At 64.5% G+C, this 17069-nt stretch carries 18 protein-coding genes; 13 read left to right on the top strand and 5 right to left on the bottom strand.

Going from position 1 to position 17069, the window contains the following annotated elements; all coding sequences use genetic code 11:
• Window positions 1–33 precede the first annotated feature (33 nt).
• Complete coding sequence (locus AC3WMU_RS24340; RefSeq protein WP_454676108.1) at window positions 34–636, bottom strand: YqiA/YcfP family alpha/beta fold hydrolase; 603 nt, start codon at window positions 634–636, stop codon at window positions 34–36.
• Between the two features lie 29 nt (window positions 637–665).
• Complete coding sequence (mpl, locus tag AC3WMU_RS24335; RefSeq protein ID WP_492283075.1) at window positions 666–2036, bottom strand: UDP-N-acetylmuramate:L-alanyl-gamma-D-glutamyl-meso-diaminopimelate ligase; 1371 nt, start codon at window positions 2034–2036, stop codon at window positions 666–668.
• A 134-nt stretch (window positions 2037–2170) separates the two neighbouring features.
• On the opposite strand from mpl, the gene AC3WMU_RS24330 reads away from it, so the two are divergent.
• The 13 genes from AC3WMU_RS24330 to AC3WMU_RS24270 all read left to right on the top strand — a co-directional run bounded on the left by AC3WMU_RS24330 (window position 2171) and on the right by AC3WMU_RS24270 (window position 13904).
• Window positions 2171–2704 (top strand): TlpA family protein disulfide reductase, encoded by a 534-nt coding sequence (locus AC3WMU_RS24330; protein WP_492283074.1) that lies wholly within the window; start codon window positions 2171–2173, stop codon window positions 2702–2704.
• Between the two features lie 89 nt (window positions 2705–2793).
• Window positions 2794–3228 carry a type II 3-dehydroquinate dehydratase gene (gene aroQ / locus AC3WMU_RS24325; protein WP_006226654.1) on the top strand — a complete coding sequence of 145 codons (435 nt, stop codon included), beginning with the start codon at window positions 2794–2796 and terminating at the stop codon, window positions 3226–3228.
• Window positions 3229–3315: 87 nt separating this feature from the next.
• Window positions 3316–3771: an acetyl-CoA carboxylase biotin carboxyl carrier protein gene (gene accB / locus AC3WMU_RS24320; protein ID WP_006226655.1), complete on the top strand. Its 456-nt coding sequence runs from the start codon at window positions 3316–3318 to the stop codon at window positions 3769–3771.
• Window positions 3772–3780: 9 nt separating this feature from the next.
• Window positions 3781–5127, top strand: a complete 1347-nt coding sequence (gene accC, locus AC3WMU_RS24315; protein WP_006226656.1) for an acetyl-CoA carboxylase biotin carboxylase subunit — start codon at window positions 3781–3783, stop codon at window positions 5125–5127.
• A gap of 138 nt (window positions 5128–5265) precedes the next feature.
• Window positions 5266–6192 carry a 50S ribosomal protein L11 methyltransferase gene (gene prmA / locus AC3WMU_RS24310; RefSeq protein WP_006226657.1) on the top strand — a complete coding sequence of 309 codons (927 nt, stop codon included), beginning with the start codon at window positions 5266–5268 and terminating at the stop codon, window positions 6190–6192.
• Window positions 6193–6215: 23 nt separating this feature from the next.
• On the top strand, window positions 6216–7655 hold the full coding sequence (locus AC3WMU_RS24305; protein ID WP_492283073.1) for a DUF3426 domain-containing protein: 1440 nt from the start codon (window positions 6216–6218) through the stop codon (window positions 7653–7655).
• 12 nt (window positions 7656–7667) lie between these two features.
• A complete protein-coding gene (locus AC3WMU_RS24300; RefSeq protein WP_006226659.1) occupies window positions 7668–8609 on the top strand; it encodes a carbohydrate kinase family protein in 942 nt (313 codons plus the stop codon).
• Between the two features lie 204 nt (window positions 8610–8813).
• The gene (locus AC3WMU_RS24295; RefSeq protein ID WP_006226660.1) at window positions 8814–9317 is read left to right on the top strand and encodes an outer membrane lipoprotein; all 504 of its coding nucleotides are present in this window, start codon (window positions 8814–8816) and stop codon (window positions 9315–9317) included.
• A gap of 436 nt (window positions 9318–9753) precedes the next feature.
• Window positions 9754–9993: an acyl carrier protein gene (locus AC3WMU_RS24290; protein ID WP_006226661.1), complete on the top strand. Its 240-nt coding sequence runs from the start codon at window positions 9754–9756 to the stop codon at window positions 9991–9993.
• Window positions 9971–11158, top strand: coding sequence for a D-alanyl-lipoteichoic acid biosynthesis protein DltD (locus AC3WMU_RS24285; protein ID WP_035213888.1), 1188 nt, complete (start codon window positions 9971–9973; stop codon window positions 11156–11158). Before AC3WMU_RS24290 ends, AC3WMU_RS24285 begins: the two co-directional genes overlap by 23 nt.
• On the top strand, window positions 11155–11307 hold the full coding sequence (locus AC3WMU_RS24280) for a hypothetical protein (RefSeq protein ID WP_006226663.1): 153 nt from the start codon (window positions 11155–11157) through the stop codon (window positions 11305–11307). Before AC3WMU_RS24285 ends, AC3WMU_RS24280 begins: the two co-directional genes overlap by 4 nt.
• Window positions 11308–11314: 7 nt before the next feature.
• Window positions 11315–12442 (top strand): MBOAT family O-acyltransferase, encoded by a 1128-nt coding sequence (locus AC3WMU_RS24275; RefSeq protein WP_006226664.1) that lies wholly within the window; start codon window positions 11315–11317, stop codon window positions 12440–12442.
• 16 nt (window positions 12443–12458) lie between these two features.
• A complete protein-coding gene (locus AC3WMU_RS24270; RefSeq protein ID WP_492283072.1) occupies window positions 12459–13904 on the top strand; it encodes a D-alanine--poly(phosphoribitol) ligase in 1446 nt (481 codons plus the stop codon).
• 32 nt (window positions 13905–13936) lie between these two features.
• On the opposite strand, the gene AC3WMU_RS24265 is transcribed toward AC3WMU_RS24270, so the two are convergent.
• The 3 genes from AC3WMU_RS24265 to AC3WMU_RS24255 form a co-directional block, all read right to left on the bottom strand.
• Window positions 13937–14497, bottom strand: a complete 561-nt coding sequence (locus AC3WMU_RS24265) for a YggT family protein (protein WP_006226666.1) — start codon at window positions 14495–14497, stop codon at window positions 13937–13939.
• Window positions 14498–14713: 216 nt separating this feature from the next.
• Entirely contained in the window at window positions 14714–15427 is a 714-nt protein-coding gene (locus tag AC3WMU_RS24260; protein WP_492283071.1) for a histone H1-like DNA-binding protein, read from the bottom strand.
• Window positions 15428–15849: 422 nt separating this feature from the next.
• Window positions 15850–17049 carry a ribonucleotide-diphosphate reductase subunit beta gene (locus tag AC3WMU_RS24255; RefSeq protein WP_006226668.1) on the bottom strand — a complete coding sequence of 400 codons (1200 nt, stop codon included), beginning with the start codon at window positions 17047–17049 and terminating at the stop codon, window positions 15850–15852.
• Window positions 17050–17069 lie beyond the last annotated feature (20 nt).

The following is a 17069-nucleotide window of genomic DNA, read 5'->3' as shown; positions in this document are numbered from 1 at the left end:
GCAGCTATATAGAGTGTTGAGGTCTGATACTGATTATTGGGGGCGAACGTGCCTGGCGCCAAGGGCGAATTCAAGCACCTCGGGCATCCATTGCGCGAAATCGGATAAACCGTGGTCGCTTCCCTGCACGATACGCTGGCGGCAACCCGCATAGCGATCGCGCATTTCACGCCAATCCAGCACCTCGTCGCCGGTCGCCGCCACCAGGAAGTACCGGTCGGGCTGCGTGATGCGAGGGGCATGGATGGCCGCCAGTTCGTCCACGTATTCGGGCAAAAAGACGAACGGCGCGTCGGAATGATACATGTGGTGTTCGCCGACCTGGGTGGCCAGGTCGCGCGCGGCCTCCACTGCCGGGTTCAGCAGGACCGCCTTGCAGCCCAGCTGTTCGGCCAGCCACGTGGCGTAAAAACCCCCCAGCGACGAGCCGATCACGGTCAGGGCGCGGGGTGTGTCGGCGCCTTCCAGCTGGCGCCGGGCGATGCCCATGGCCAGGTCGATCGCTTCCCGGGGGCTGGCGGGCAGCTGCGGACACGCCCAGTCGGCGGCTAGGCCAAGCTGGGTCATGGCGTCGGCCATCATCCGAGCCTTCATCGAGGTGGGCGAGGAGCGAAATCCGTGCAGGTAGAGAATCATTTCGTGCTCGTCCGGTATCGGTCCGCCGTTCAGCCGCGCGCCTGCAAGGCGTCCAGCAGCTTGCCGTGGATGCCGCCAAAGCCGCCGTTGCTCATGACCAGCACCTGGTCGCCCGGGCGGGCGGCGGCGGTCACGGCGGCAACGAGCGCGCCGAGGTCATCGTAACTGGAAGCCCGGTCGCCCAGAGGCGCCAGGACGTCGGCCGGGTTCCAGCCCAGTGCATGCTTGCCGCTGTGCGCGCCGAAGCAGAACACCAGGTCGGCGTCGGCCAGCGCCTCGGGCAGGCGGGCGGCCATGGTGCCCAGCTTCATGGTGTTGGAACGCGGTTCCAGCACCGCCAGGATGCGAGCCGACCCGACTTGGCGGCGCAGCCCTTCCAGGGTGGTGGCGATGGCGGTGGGGTGGTGGGCGAAATCGTCGTAGACCTTCACGCCGTTGACGGTGCCGCGCAGTTCCATGCGGCGCTTGACCCCGGCAAAGCGGGTCAGGGCCTCGATGCCCTGTTCCGCGGACACGCCCACGTGCTCGGCCGCCGCCAGCGCCGCCAGCGCATTCATGCGGTTGTGCTCGCCCGTCAGGTTCCAGCGCACGGTGCCGACCGCCACGCCATTGCGCAGCACGCCGAACGCGCCCTCGGCATTGGGTGGCGTGGCCTGCCAGGCGCCATCGGCGCCAAACGTGACGGTTTCCGACCAGCATCCGCGGGCAATCACACGGTCCAGCGCGTCGGAGTGCGTCGGGCGCACGATGCGACCAGAGCCGGGGATGGTGCGCACCAGGTGGTGAAATTGGGTCTCGATCGCGGCCAGATCCGGGAAGATGTCGGCGTGGTCGTATTCCAGGTTGTTCAGGATGGCGGTGCGCGGGCGGTAATGGACAAACTTGGAGCGTTTGTCGAAGAACGCCGTGTCGTACTCGTCCGCCTCGATCACGAAGGGACGGCGCGCCGGGTCGTAGCGGGCAGACACGTGCAGGTCCTGGGCCACTCCGCCGATCAGAAAGTTGGGCGCCAGGCCCGCGGCTTCCAGCACCCACGCCAGCATGGAGCTGGTGGTGGTCTTGCCATGGGTACCGGCTACCGCCAGAACGTGCTGGCCGGGCAGGACGTTGTCGCCCAGCCATTGCGGACCGGACACGTAGCGCCCGCCCGATTCCAGGATGGCTTCCATCAGCGGGTTGCCGCGGCTGACCACGTTGCCGATCACGTACAGGTCGGGCTTCAGCGCCATCTGCTCGACGCCGAAGCCTTCGATCAGTTCGATCCCCTGTTCGGACAGCTGCGTGCTCATGGGCGGGTACACGCCCGCATCGCAACCAGTGACCTTGTGTCCGGCGGCCCGCGCGATCAGCGCCAAGCCACCCATGAACGTACCGCAGATGCCAAGAATGTGCAGGTGCATTGAAAACTCTCCTGTCCTGCATTGTATATATAGCGGACCTGCGTTCCGCGCAGGCGGGCTGCTCCCTTTAGGGGGCGTATTCGTCCTAGGCCGGCCGAACGACAAAAAACAGCGGCAGCGGTTATGATCGCGCCATGAATCGACGCCTACTTCTTTCCGCCGGCGTGGCGGTGGCCGCCACGGTTGCGGGCGGCTTGACCTTGCTGGGCCGCAAGTCCCAGAACTCCGCAGCGCCGGCCGACGCGGGCGATCCTGTTGCCGGACTGATGCAATTGCAGATGCCTGACCTGAACGGTGCCACGCAATCGCTCTCCGGGTGGAAGGGGCAGCCGATCGTGGTCAATTTCTGGGCAACCTGGTGCGCGCCTTGCGTCAGGGAAATGCCGGAGCTCGACGCGCTGCAGAAAAAATACCCGCACGTCCGTTTTGTCGGCATCGGTGTCGATTCCGCAGCGAATATGCAAAAATTTGTCGAGAAAGTGCAAGTTTCCTATCCCCTGTGGGTGATCGGCGCCGGGGCAATCGATACCCTGCGCAAGCTCGGAAACCCCAGCGGTGGCCTGCCTTTTACCATCGTGTTCAACGCCGATGGCGGAATTAACCGGAAGATATTGGGTGAAATTCAGCCCGATGACCTGAATCAAACCCTGTCTGGTTTGAAGGCGTAAGTCTGTTGGACAAATAGTAGGAATTGGCGTAAAAAGCTGGTTTATCGGCTGTTTTGCCAACAATTGGCAATCCACTCATTGGCAAGCGCATGGCGCAAAACATACTGGTATTGCATGGCCCGAACCTGAACCTGCTTGGCACCCGGGAACCTCATATCTACGGCAGTCTGACCCTGCCCCAGATCAATGAGCGCCTGGAACTGCTTGCAGGCGAATTGGGCGCCAAGCTGACTGCTTGGCAAGGCAATCACGAAGGTGCGCTGGTTGACCGCATTCAGGCGGCCCGGCAAGACGGCACGGACTTCATCATCATCAACGCGGCGGCATATACGCACACCAGCGTCGCAATTCGCGATGCGCTGGCTGGGGTCGCGATCCCATTTATTGAAGTACATTTGTCCAATCTGTATAAGCGAGAGCCCTTCAGGCATCACTCTTATCTGTCCGACTTGGCGATAGGCCTTATCAGCGGCCTCGGCGCGGACGGCTACGAGGCGGCTCTGCGTTACGCAGTGCGGCACTGATCTCGCACCAACTCACAGCTTTTACATCTTATACGGCGCGGACCCCACGCTGGGACGTCGTCGACACTATCTCGGGAAGCAGCTTCTATGGACCTTCGAAAACTCAAAACCCTGATCGACCTGGTGGCTGAATCGGGTATCGCCGAGCTGGAAATCACCGAAGGCGAAGGCAAGGTACGCATCGTCAAGTTCTCGCAGACCTTGCAGCCGGTGGCTTACCACCAGCCCGAAGCCGGCGCGCACGCCGCACCGGTGGCCCCGGCCGCGGCACCCGCCGCCCCGGCCGCCGAAGCCGCCCCGGTCATCCAGGGCCATGTCGTGAAGGCGCCGATGGTCGGCACGTTCTACCGTTCGCCGAACCCGGGCGCCGCCCCGTTCATCGACGTGGGCGCCACCGTCAAGGAAGGCGATCCGCTGTGCATCATTGAAGCCATGAAGCTGCTCAATGAAATCGAAGCCGACAAGTCCGGCGTCATCAAAGAAATCCTGGTCGAAAACGGTGAGCCCGTCGAGTACGGTCAACCCCTCTTCGTCATTGGCTGATAGCTGAAAATGTTCGAAAAAATCCTGATCGCCAATCGGGGCGAAATCGCCCTGCGCATTCAGCGCGCTTGCCGTGAGCTGGGCATCAAAACCGTGGTCGTGCACTCCGAGGCTGACCGCGAAGCCAAGTACGTGCGCCTGGCCGATGAATCCGTGTGCATCGGGCCCGCGCCGTCGCGTGACAGCTACCTGAACATGCCTGCCATCATTTCGGCGGCCGAAGTTACGGATTCCGAGGCAATCCACCCGGGTTACGGGTTCTTGTCCGAAAATGCCGACTTCGCCGATCGCGTCGAAAAGAGTGGCTTCGTCTTCATCGGTCCGCGTCCCGACACCATTCGCCTGATGGGCGACAAGGTCAGCGCCAAGCGCGCCATGATCGAAGCGGGCGTGCCGGTGGTGCCGGGTTCCGAGGGCGCGTTGCCCGAAGATCCGCAGGAAATCATCCGCATTGCGCGCGAAGTCGGTTATCCGGTCATCATCAAGGCGGCAGGCGGCGGCGGTGGCCGCGGCATGCGCGTGGTGTACACCGAGGCCGCGCTGCTGAACGCTGTCACCATGACGCGTTCGGAAGCGGGCGCCGCGTTCAACAACCCGGAAGTCTATATGGAGAAGTTCCTCGAGAACCCTCGCCATGTGGAAATCCAGGTGCTGGCCGATGGCGGCCGCAACGCCGTCTGGCTGGGCGAACGCGACTGCTCCATGCAGCGCCGCCACCAGAAAGTCATCGAAGAAGCGCCGGCGCCGGGCATCCCCCGCCGCGCGATCGAGCGCATTGGCGACCGTTGCGCCGATGCTTGCCGCAAGATGGGCTACCGCGGCGCCGGCACGTTCGAATTCCTGTTCGAGAACGGCGAGTTCTATTTCATTGAAATGAACACCCGCATCCAGGTCGAACACCCGGTGACCGAACTGATCACCGGCATCGACCTCGTGCAGCAGCAGATCCTGGTGGCCGCAGGCGAGAAGTTCACGCTGCGCCAGCGCGACGTGCAGTTCAAGGGCCATGCGATCGAATGCCGCATCAACGCGGAAGATCCTTTCCGCTTCGTGCCTAGCCCCGGCCGCATCACCAACTGGCACACGCCGGGCGGTCCGGGCGTGCGTATCGATTCGCATGCCTACAACGGCTACTTCGTGCCGCCGAACTACGATTCGATGATCGCCAAGGTCATCACGTACGGCGATACGCGCGACCAGGCGCTGGCCCGCATGCGCATCGCGCTGTCGGAAATGGTGGTGGAAGGCATTTCGACCAACATCCCGCTGCATCGCGAACTGCTGCAGGACGCCCGTTTCATCGAAGGCGGCACCAGCATCCACTATCTGGAAAACAAGTTGGCTCAGCGTCCCTGACCGACCACTAGGGGCCTCAGGGCCCCTTTTTGCCTTTGGGCCTACCGAAGGCAACCCCCTCAGGGGCCTTTTTAATTGTTTTACGGTCATCGGGCCGCGGCATCAGCCGCGGCCCGATGACCAGATGGAAGAATAATCATGCGTGAACTCGTGCTCCATTGCCTAGAGGCGCAGGCCGAAGCCTTGTCGGATGCGCTGCTGGAAGCGGGCGTGCTGTCCGTCTCCGTGGAAGACGCCGACTTCGGCACCGACGACGAACGTCCCCTGTTCGGCGAACCCGGCACCGAGCCCGACGTGCAGGCCTGGGACCGCAACCGCGTCGTCGCCTTGCTGCCCGACGGAGCCGATCCCGCGCAGATCATGGAAGAGGCCGCCGCGGCGGGCGAACTGGATCCGGCGCTGTTCGCCGGCTGGAGCCTGCGCGACGTCCCGGACGCCGACTGGGTGCGCCTGACGCAATCGCAGTTCGGCCCCATCCACATCGCCGAACGCCTGTGGATCGTGCCCAGCTGGCACCGCGACAGCCCCGACGTGCCCGGTTTCGACCCGGCCGCCACGGGCGACGGCGCGATTCATATCGAACTGGATCCCGGCCTGGCCTTCGGCACGGGCAGTCACCCCACGACGCACCTGTGCCTGGCGTGGCTGGAAGCCGAGCTGCCGGCCGGCGCGACCTTGCTGGACTACGGTTGCGGTTCGGGCATCCTGGCGATCGCCGCCCGCAAGCTGGGCGCGGGCCCGACGCTGGCAGTGGATATCGACGCGCAGGCCGTGCAAAGCACGGCCTACAACGCCGAGGTCAATGGCGTTGAATTGCAGGCGATGTTGCCGGACGCGCTGGCGGACGGCACCTTCCAGGTCGTCGTTGCCAACATCCTGTCCAATCCGCTGAAGGTGCTGGCGCCGATGCTGGCCGGCCGCGTCGCCGCGGGCGGTCATCTGGTGCTGTCCGGCGTGCTGGAACGCCAAGCCGAAGAAGTGGCCGCCGCGTATGCGCCCTGGATCGCCATGTCGGTCTGGCGCGCGCGCGACGGCTGGGTGTGCCTGCACGGCCAGAAGGCCTGAGCGCCGTTCGGCAGGATCGCGACATGGCTCTGACCACCCGTTGCCCCCAGTGCGGCACCTCGTTCAAGGTGGTGCCTGACCAGCTCCGGGTCCGCAATGGCCTGGTGCGCTGCGGCGCCTGCTCGACTGTCTTCGACGGCCGGGCCTGCCTGCTGCCGGAAGCCGGCGCGCCGGCGACGCCGCCCGCCGCGCCCGCTGTGCCGCCTGCGATGGCGCCCGCGGCTGCGGCCGCCGCGCCGGTGCTGGCGACCCCGGTGGCTCCGCCGCCGGTTGCCGACGTACCGCCGCCGCTCTCGCGCCCGTCAGCCGAGCCACCGCGACAGATCGCCCCGTGGGAAGACGAGCCGGTTTACACGCCGTCTGTTCCCGCTCCTTCTGTTTCCGCTCCGCCAGCTCCCGCCCCGGCCGCGCCCGCCGTGCCGCCGGCCGTGCTGCGCGGGCGCGAAGCCATCCGCCAGCGTGCCGAGCCTGAGGCGGACCTGCCCGAAGACGATACCGAGGACGAAGGCGAAGACGACAGCGATCTGCGCGACAGCGACCGCCACGCCGCCTTCGCCCGCCCGCCCGCGCCGGTGCGCGAGCCCGCGCCGCGCTGGGAGCCACCGGTAGCGCCTCCCTTGCGCAGTGAGCCCATCATCGCGTCGCGCGACAGCGAACCCGTCATCGATTGGGACGCCCGCCGCCGCGCCGCCGCCCAAGCCGAGCCGTCATTCACCGCCGACGACGCTCGCGACGACGCCCGTGATGACGAACATGACCGCTACCTCGACGACGACAGCGCCGACGACCCCGTCGATCCGCGCACCCGCCATCACCGCATCCGCGACGACGGCGATTACGACGACGAGCCCGAAGACGACGACACGCGCGAGCCGGTGCTGGGTGAAACGCGTACCCGCTACTCCAGCGCCACCGATGTGGGCCGCGCCCCGCCCGAGTTCCTGGACCAGGACCGGCAGGAGCGCCGCGGCCTCATGCGCAAAGTGTGGGGCTACGCATGCCTGCTGGGCCTGATCGCGCTGGGCCTGCAACTGGTATATGCCTATCGCACCGACATCGCCAATTCCGTGCCCGTCCTGCGGCCGGTGCTGGACGTCGCTTGCAAGCCGCTGGGCTGCACGGTCGGTTACGCCCGGCGCCTGGAGCGCATCGCGATTTCCTCTTCGTCGCTGCAGCCGCCGCCCGGCGCCGCCGCGATCGACGACGGCCGCAGCCGCCTGGTACTGAACCTGGTGCTGCGCAACCGCTATGACAAGCCGCAGCACTGGCCGGCCCTCGTGCTGGACCTGACCGACCTGTCGGATACGGTGGTCGTGCGCAAGGTGCTGATGCCCGAAAACTACCTGACGCCCGAACAGTTGAGCGGCCCGTTCGGCCCGGCTGGCGAGCTCAAGATTTCCGTACCCATTGAAGTGACCGGTGTCCAGGTCAATGGCTACCAACTCGATAAATTCTTCCCTTAAAGGATGACAAGCATGGCGACCCCTGTACTGGTTTGCGGCTCGATGGCATTCGACACGATTGCGGTGTTCGAAGGCCGCTTCAAAGAGCACATTCTTGCTGACCGCATCCAATCGCTCAGCGTGTCCTTCCTGGTGCCCAGCATGCGCAAGGAATACGGCGGCTGCTCCGGCAACATCGCCTACACCATGAACCTGCTGGGCGGCAAACCCGTGCCGGTGGCGACGGTGGGCGAAGACGCCGGTGAATACATGGAACGCCTGTCGGGCCTGGGCATCGACACCAGCCGGGTCAAGGTCATCCCCGACACCTTCACGGCGCAGTGCTTCATCACGACCGACCTGGACGACAACCAGATCACCGCTTTCCACCCGGGCGCCATGGCGTTCGCCGCGGAAAACGACTTGAGCGACGCCGAGGCCGCCTGGGCCATCGTGGCCCCGGATGCCAAGGAAGGCATGTTCGCCCATGCCGAACGCCTGCACCGCCGCGGCATCCCCTTCATTTTCGATCTGGGCCAGGCCATGCCCTTGTTCGACGGCGCCGATCTGGAACGCATGCTCAAACTGTCGCAGGCGTTGACCGTCAACGATTACGAAGCGGGCATCGTCGAACAGCGCACCGGCCGCAGCGTGGCCGACATCGCCTCCACGCTTCAAGCGGTGGTGGTGACGCGCGGCGCTGAAGGCGCGACGTTGTACACGGACGGCAAGACCATCCAGATCGCTCCGGTGCGCGCCTCGCAGGTCGTCGACCCGACGGGTTGCGGCGACGCCCAGCGCGGCGGTCTGCTCTATGGCCTGACCAGCGGCTGGAGCTGGGAAGATAGCTGCCGCCTGGGCAACGTCATGGGCGCCATCAAGATCGCATCGCGCGGTCCGCAGAACCACGCGCCGTCGCGCGCGGACATCGACGCCGTGCTGCACGCGACCTACGGCATTCATCTGCCGGCCTGATTGCTGCCGCTCGTCGGGAACCGCGATGCGGGTTTGCGGTCGAACCCATCGCGTTTTCGAAGGACGGCGGCCAGGCGGCCGCCGTATTCAGGTGCTGTTTTCCGCTTTTGGCTGTGAGTTTCAGTGTGTTGCAGCTGCGAGTGCCGCTACTTCCGGGCGGAGTATGATCAAGCATCGTCGGCAGTGCCCGATCGAGGAGTCCAAATGAACCAAAGCAAATCTCTTTCCCTGGTGACGCCGCGTACTGGCCGGTGGTTGGCCATCGCAGCCGTCGTGACGTCGATGGCTGTCCTGGGTGGCTGCGCCAATCGCAGCGCATCCAGCGGTGTGTATAGCTATGACCAAGCCCAGCGTGAGCAGATCGTCCGTACCGGCACGGTCACGGGCGTTCGCCCGATCGTGATCCAGAACGACAAATCCAGCGGTGTCGGCATGTTGGCCGGCGGCGCACTGGGCGGCGTGGCGGGTAACGCAATCGGTGGCGGCACGGGCCGCACCATCGCTACCGTCGGCGGCGCCATCCTGGGCGCACTGGCGGGCAACGCCGTGGAGAACCAGGTCGGCAAGAATTCCGGCTACGAAATCACCGTACGTCTGGATAACGGCGAAACCCGCGTAGTCGCGCAGGAAGCCGACGTGCCGGTCAGCGTGGGCCAACGCGTCCAGGTGATCAGCGGCTCGGGCCCGACCCGCGTCACGCCGATGTAATCGGCAAGGCCGCAAAAAAGCCCGCGCAAGCGGGCTTTTTTTCGCCTGGAGCTGGCGGGGCGGCTCCGTTTTCCGGGATAGGGTTTCTGCCTGAAAATCCGCAGCCGAAAATGGGGGCAGGGCTAATGGGAACCCGGAAAACGGCGGAATCTGTCGTTCTGCCGCAACGCAGCACCCGGGATTTACCCGCAGGCGTTACGTTTGCCAGCCTTTTCTCGCGATTTACCCCAAAAGTTTCATGGCGATTCAACGGCCAAAGTGCAATGATTGCGCCTGCGATCGGCATCGCGATTCGATTTTGATGTAACCAAGTGCATCCTGCTGCCGGTCTGGATCGCTGGAACCGTCAGTTGAGCTTCAGCATTTTTCTGTATTCTCGTCTACCTGAATCCCAGGGGATGGGGATGTTTTGCCGACGAGGCAACCTGCACTATCTATGCATACCGAGCAAGAACTCCACACCAAGATCGGCGAGATCGTCGAGTCGATCGTCATGAAGAAAGTCACCCCCGATACGCAGTTGATTGCCACTGGCCTGGTTGATTCCCTGGCTGCCGTGGACATCACGCTGGCCGTCGAGTCCGAGTACGGTTGCAGCATCCCGGCTCCCGAGATCGCCGAGCACCTCCAGTCGGTCCGCACGCTTGCCGGCTATGTCGCTGCCCATACTTCGTAATTCGCAGTTGTGGTCCCACGTCGCGGCCGCCGCGACCGCCGTGGCACTGGCGTTCGGGGCGTACTGCGGCGCGGATGACCTGCTCAGCCGCATCGTCACGCCGGTGTCGTCCCCGGCTGCGGCCGCTGCCGACAAGAGCAACTACCTGCCCAACCTGGGACCGGACTGGGGTACGCAGCACGTCAACCTGAATCGCCTGGGCAACGCCCTGAGCGATGGCACGCTGGTCGTGCTGGGGTCGTCCGAACTGTCCAGTCATGACCTGCGCTTCGTGCCTTACCGCTTTTTCCCCGAAGAGCTGAAGGTGCCGACGCTGGCCTACGGCCACGCCATGTTCCAGTCCTACGGCATCGTCAGCGTGCTGGAGTCCGTTGCGGATTCGCTCACGCCGAACACGCGGTTGGTGATCATGGTGTCGCCCGCCTGGTTCGCCTCGGGCGGCCAACTGCCGCGCAGCGCGTTCGCCGAACACGTGACGGGCCCGGTCTGGGACCGCCTGTGGGACCAGCCGAACACGCGCGAGCAGATGCAGAACTGGATCAGCGACAACGCCAACTGGGGACTGCTGTGGCTGATCGCCAATGGCCAGGTGGCCGAGCTCAAGGACAAGCTGTCGCTGTGGTGGCACGCCCGCAAAGAGCCCGCGCCTGACCGTCCGCGCAGCAAGCTGTCCGTGCCGGCGCACCGCTTCGTGTCCTGGCCGTCTTCCGCCCGCCTGAACGAAGGGCAGTGGGGCCGGCTGACGCACGAGGCGCGCGAAGTCGAACGCGGCCTGGGCAGCAACAATCCCTACGACGTCCGCGACGACTACTACAAGCAGTACCTGGCGTCGCTGTATTCGCCAGCGCGCAACGAATTCGCCGACGTGGACCCGATCACCCGCACCGAGCTGGGTGATCTGTCGCGCGTCATGGCCTTGCTGCAAAAGCGCAAGGTGAAGGCGTATTTCGTCATTCAGCCGTTCAATCCCAAGCTCATCCTGGACGTCGAGCGCTTCGACCCGGTGGTGGCTGCCATTACGGGCATGTGCCAGCGGTATCAGATGGGTTGCCTGGATCTCTACAGCATCCCGTTCGAACCTGGCATGGTGCGCGACGACATGCATCTGGCCGAACTCGGCTGGGCGATGGCGGACCAAGGCATTGCGGAGTACTTTTCCCGATGAAATTCTTTCGCAAAGAGGGCGCGGCGCGCCGCTTCTTTTGGCATCTTTGCCTGTACATCGGGGTGATCCTGGTGTTCGTGCTGCAGGCGCAGCCCACCACGGGCAGCGGCGGACCGATCAAGGTCGAATTCCAATACCAACAGTTCTGACCGCGCCATGGAATTGTTCGCAAGCTTGAGCTTTTTCGGCGGGGCCCTGTTCGGGGGCCTTGGCCTGTTGGCGTACCGTTCGTTCGGCATGCCGTTCCGCATCGGCTACCGCCACATCATCGGCGTGATCTGCCTGGGCGTGTGGATGGCGGTGTTCTGGGCGCGCCCCTATCAGCCCATTGCGCTGCTGGCCATTTCGGGCAGCGCGCTGTGGGCCGTGCGCCGCAACTACATTCCCACCTGGCTCGCCGTGATCATCACGATGACGCCGCTGCTGCTGGTGAAGACGGGCGTATCGCACCTGGGCGCCATGCTGGGCCTGTCGTTTGCGACCTTCCGCGCCATCGACGTGCTGCTCTTCGCGCAGCGCAACGAACGCGTGTCGCCGCTGGACTACTTCATCTATCTCTTCTTCCCGCTCACGCTGCTGGCTGGCCCGATGTACCGCTGGCGCAATTTCCAGGCGGACTTGAAGCGCGGCTACGAAGGCGTGAACCTGAGCACGTGGCTGACCGGCCTGGAACTGATCATGCTGGGCGTGATCCAGAAGTTCGGCCTGGCCGAACTGATCTGGCGCTACGGCCTGTCCACGCTGGACGCGCACGACTACTCGTTCTCGGGCGTCGCGCTGAACGCGTCGCTTTACAGCGCCTACCTGTTCTTCGACTTCGCCGGCTATTCGACGATGGCGATCGGCATCGGCATGCTGTTCGGCTTCACGCTGCCGATCAACTTCCGCAATCCGCTGGCCACGCTCAATCCGCAGGACTTCTGGCGCCGCTGGCACATCAGCCTGTCGGAGTGGCTGCGCGACGTCGTGTTCATGCCGATCTACAAGGCGTTGAGCAAGACCAAGTTCTTCGGCCGCCATCGCATGGCGGCGCAGAACATCGGCATCTTCGCGACGCTGCTGGCCATGGGCGTGTGGAACGGCCTGTCGCTGCACTACATCGTCAGCGGCCTGATGTTCGGCGCGTATTCGGTGGGCCACAACCTGCTGATCAACGCCTCGCGCACCCGCCCCGCCTTGCAGGCCGCCCTGGCGCAGCCTGTCATGCGCTTCCTGGGCCGCGTGCTTACCTTGATTCTGGCTGCGCTGGCGCTGTACGTGTTCAGCGGTCGCAGCCCCATCTGACGCCGGGAGTTTCGGCATGCGTTTCGACCTGAAGTCCTTCCAATTCGTTGACACGGAAGTGGCGCCCGAGGCGCTGGCCGTTGCCGCCGCCGACCGCAGCCTGACCTGGGCCCAATTGCGCACCGAAGCGGCCGCCTGGGCCGACGAGGCCCGCAAGAACGGTGCGGCGCCGGATGTGCCGGTGGCCATCTACGGCCACAAGGAAGCCTCGTTCTTCGTCGCAATGGTGGGCGCCTTGCTGATCGGCGCGCCGTTCGTGCCGGTGGATACCATCTACCCGGCCGAGCGCCTGCGCCGCATCGTCGAGATCGTGCGCGCCGCCGCCGTCTACGACGCCGCCGCCGGCACGTTCACGCCGGGCGAGGGCGCCGAATTGGCCGAGCGCGGCCTGGCCTATGTCATGTTCACGTCCGGCAGCACGGGCGATCCGAAGGGCGTGCAGATCGGCCGCGAAAGCGTCGGCCTGCTGGGCGACTGGATGCTGGGCAGCTTCGGCTTGGGCGATGCGCCCGTGTTCATGAACCAGGCACCGTTCAGCTTCGACCTGTCCATGTATGAAGTATTCGCCACCCTGGCCTCGGGCGGCGCTTGCGTGCTGAACGCCCGTGAACAGATCGCGTCCGCCGGCACCTGGATGCCTCGCCTGGCCGAGCATGGCGTGACGGTGTGGGTGTCCACCCCGTCGTTCGCGCACCAGCAGCTGGCCAACCGCGACTTCTCGCCGGCGACCTTGCCGCTGTTGCGCACGTTCCTCTTCTGCGGCGAGCCGCTGCCTGCGGCACTGGCCAAGAAGCTGCGCCAGCGTTTCCCGGGCGCCGTCATCCTGAATACCTACGGCCCCACGGAAGCGACCGTGGCGACCACCTGGATCGAAGTCACCGATGCTGTCCTGGCCGCGCATGACCCGCTGCCCGTGGGGCATGCCAAGCCCGACAGCGTGCTGATCGTGGACGAAGGCGAGATCTGCATCGTGGGCGACCACGTCATGCGCGGCTACCTGAACCGTCCCGACCTGAACGAAGCCAAGCTCTACACCTACGCCGACGGCCGCCGCGCATTCCGCACGGGCGACCTGGGGCAGATGGAAGAGGGCGGCCTGCTGTTCTGCCGCGGCCGCATGGACGACCAGATCAAGCTGAACGGCTACCGCATCGAGCTGGCAGAGATCGACGAGGCCCTGCACGCCCTGCCCGGCGTGGAAGGCGGCGCGTGCGCGGTCCTGCGCCGGCCTGACGGCACGGCGGTGCGTTTGATTGGTTTCGTGGCGGGCGCGGCGCAAGCGGCAGAGGCGCGCTTTTTGGCGCCGGACGCCTTGGCCGGCTGGAAGGAGCGGCTGGCCCAGCGGCTGCCGCCCTACATGGTGCCGTCTGAATTGGTGGCGTGCCCGGCGCTGCCGATGTCGAACAACCACAAGATCGACCGCAAGAAGCTGGTCGAGATCTACGCCGGCATTCCGGCGTAGCGATCAAGGGCGGGGCGCAAGGCCCCGCCGTCTTACAGTCCCATCATGCGCTGGCTGAGGTTGTTCAGCACCATCAGCAGCACCTGCGCCACGATCAGCAGCACCAGCGGCGAAAAGTCGATGGCCGTGCGCGGCAGCAGGCGGCGGATGGGGTCCAGCATGGGCGCCGTCAGCGATTGCAGCAGCGGCATCATGGGAGCGGTCGGGTTGACCCACGACAGCACGGCCTGGATCAGCGTCAGCCACACCACCAGGTTCAGCGCCCATTTGATGGCCATCAGCAGGGCCGAGCCCATGGCGGCAGGCAACAGCGCGGCGGGAATCAGCGCGCCGATGGACACCAGCCAGATCAGCACGATATAGGCCAGCGCGGCCAGCCAGGTCGCGACCAGGCTCGTCCAATCGATCTTGTTGCCGGCTGGAATGATCTTGCGCAGCGGCATCACCAGCCAGTTCGTGACCTGGTAGATGGCGCGCGAAAGCGGGTTGAACGGGTGAAGGCGGATCGCGTGCATCCAGGCGCGGGCAATCAATGCCGCGCCAAACAGCGTGAACACGATTTCGAGGAGAAAGCGGAAGATATCACCGAGCATGGACGCGTTCGCCGAAAAAAGAAGGAGTCAATTGTCGCATGGGAGTTGCCCGTACGCTGTACACCCTCTGCACGATTGCGGCCCCTCTGGGGAAAACGCGTTGTCGTGGAGGCGCTGGGCGGCGACAAGCCACCGCGTCGTGACTGCCGACGGGCGTGAAAAAGCCGCCCGGCATGCCGGGCGGCTCTGGTGAAGCCAGGGCTTCAACCGTCCTGATTACGGACGGCCACCCGTCGGGAACGGCCACGACGCGGCGGGGTTCAGCGCGGTCTTCGCGCCCGGGGCAGCAGCCGTCGACGACGGAGGCGTTGCGGGCTTCTTCGGAGCGGCTTTCTTGGCAGCAGGCTTCTTGGCAGCGGCGGGCTTGGCAGCAGCAGCCGGCTTGGCGGCAGCAGGAGCCTTCTTCGCAGCAGGAGCCTTCTTGGCAGCGGGGGCCTTCTTGGCTACGGCCTTCTTGGCAGCAGGAGCCTTTTTGGCAGCAGGCGCCTTCTTGGCAGCGGCCTTTTTGGCGGGGGCCTTCTTGGCTACCGCTTTCTTGGCAACAGCCTTCTTGGCGACGGCCTTCTTGGCTACCGCTTTCTTGGCGACGGCTTTCTTGGCAACCGCCTTCTTGGCGACAACCTTCTTGGCTACCGCTTTCTTGGCGACGGCCTTCTTGGCAACCGCCTTCTTGGCGACGACCTTCTTGGCTACCGCTTTCTTGGCGACGGCCTTCTTGGCTACCGCTTTCTTGGCGACGACCTTCTTGGCTGCCGGCTTCTTGGCGGCAACCTTCTTCACTGCCGGCTTTTTGGCGGCGGCGACTTTCTTGACAGCTACCTTCTTGACAGCGGCTTTCTTGGCCGGTGCGGCCTTCTTCGCGACTACCTTCTTGGCGGCGGCGGGCTTCTTCACCGCTGCTTTCTTTACGGCTTTCTTGGCTGTTGCCATGGTCATGCTCCTTAGGTTCAGGGGTCCCAGAACTTAAACCCGTGCCCCGACTCGCCAACAAGGCGAACCGTGCCCGGGCTATTCATCGGCGCATGCCGCTGTTCTGTGCGAGCAACAGCTACTACGGTTTGCGCTAATGAATTCGGCACAGCCATTTGATATGGCCCCCGCTCCTTTGGCGCGAGCCATTTCAAATGGCGCCGGTCGCAGCCTGATCACAGGCCGCCGACCGCTTGTTCTACGTGTTCGAAATTGTCCCCACGCCGCGCCTTCGGCTTACTGCCCCCGAGGGGGTGCGTTTTGCCTTGAGGCGGCCCGGCGACAGAACACCCTGACCAGGGAGAGCGCCATCAAGCCTGTCGCGAACGCGACGCTCCGTGTTGCTGGAGCGTGCCCGCGTCGGGCTTGATGACGAACTGCTTTTACTCCCAGCTCAGCGTGCCACCAGTTTGGTATTCGATCACGCGAGTTTCAAAAAAGTTGCGTTCCTTTTTAAGATCGATCATTTCCGCCATCCACGGGAAGGGATTTTCTTCCTGCGGGTACAGCGGTTCGATACCGATTTGCTGGCAACGACGGTTGGCGATGAAGCGCAGGTAGGATTTGAACATAGGTGCGTTCAAGCCCAACACGCCGCGCGGCATCGTGTCTTCGGCGTAAGCGTATTCGAGTTCGACCGCTTTGCGGAAGAGTTCTCGAATTTCTTCGCGGAATTCCGGCGTCCACAGATGCGGATTTTCCAGTTTGACGGTGTTGATCAGGTCGATGCCGAAGTTGCAGTGCATGGATTCATCGCGAAGGATGTACATGTACTGTTCGGCGGCGCCGGTCATCTTGTTCTGGCGGCCAAGCGCCAGGATCTGCGTGAAGCCCACGTAGAAGAACAGGCCTTCCATCAAGCATGCGAAGACGATCAGCGACTTCAGCAGCGTCTGGTCGGCTTCGGGCGTGCCCGTCTTGAAGTGGGGGTCCGCGATCGCGTCGATGAACGGGATCAGGAACTCGTCTTTGGCGCGGATGGACGGAACTTCGTTGTAAGCGTTGAAGATCTCGGCTTCGTCCAGGTCCAGGCTTTCGACGATGTATTGATAGGCGTGCGTGTGGATCGCTTCTTCAAATGCCTGGCGCAGCAGGAACTGGCGGCATTCGGGCGCCGTGATGTGGCGGTAGGTGCCCAGCACGATGTTGTTCGCGGCCAGCGAGTCGGCCGTGACGAAGAAACCCAGGTTGCGCTTGACGATGCGGCGCTCGTCCTCGGTGAGCCCGTTCGGGTTCTTCCAGAGGGCGATGTCGCGCGACATGTTGATCTCTTGCGGCATCCAGTGGTTGGCGCACGTGGCCAAATACTTTTCCCACGCCCACTTGTACTTGAAAGGCACAAGCTGGTTGACGTCGGTTTCGCCGTTGATGATGCGCTTGTCAGCAACCTTTACACGTTGCGAGGTGGCGGCGCCGCTCGCGGCGAGGCCGGCCGCGTGTTCAGGCGCGGCGGGCGTGGGCATGGCGGTGTCGCCGAATACACCGGTCGCCGCCCGGACTTCGGGCGCAGCCTGCCCGCCACCCGCGGGGGCGGGGGCTTTTGCAGGTTGCGTGGCGAGGGTGTCGTCTTCCCAATTAATCATGATTCAATTCTCCGGAGGCG

It is taken from the genome of Achromobacter sp. FW305-C-13 (assembly GCF_058783475.1).
This window is presented reverse-complemented; position numbering and strand designations above follow the sequence as displayed.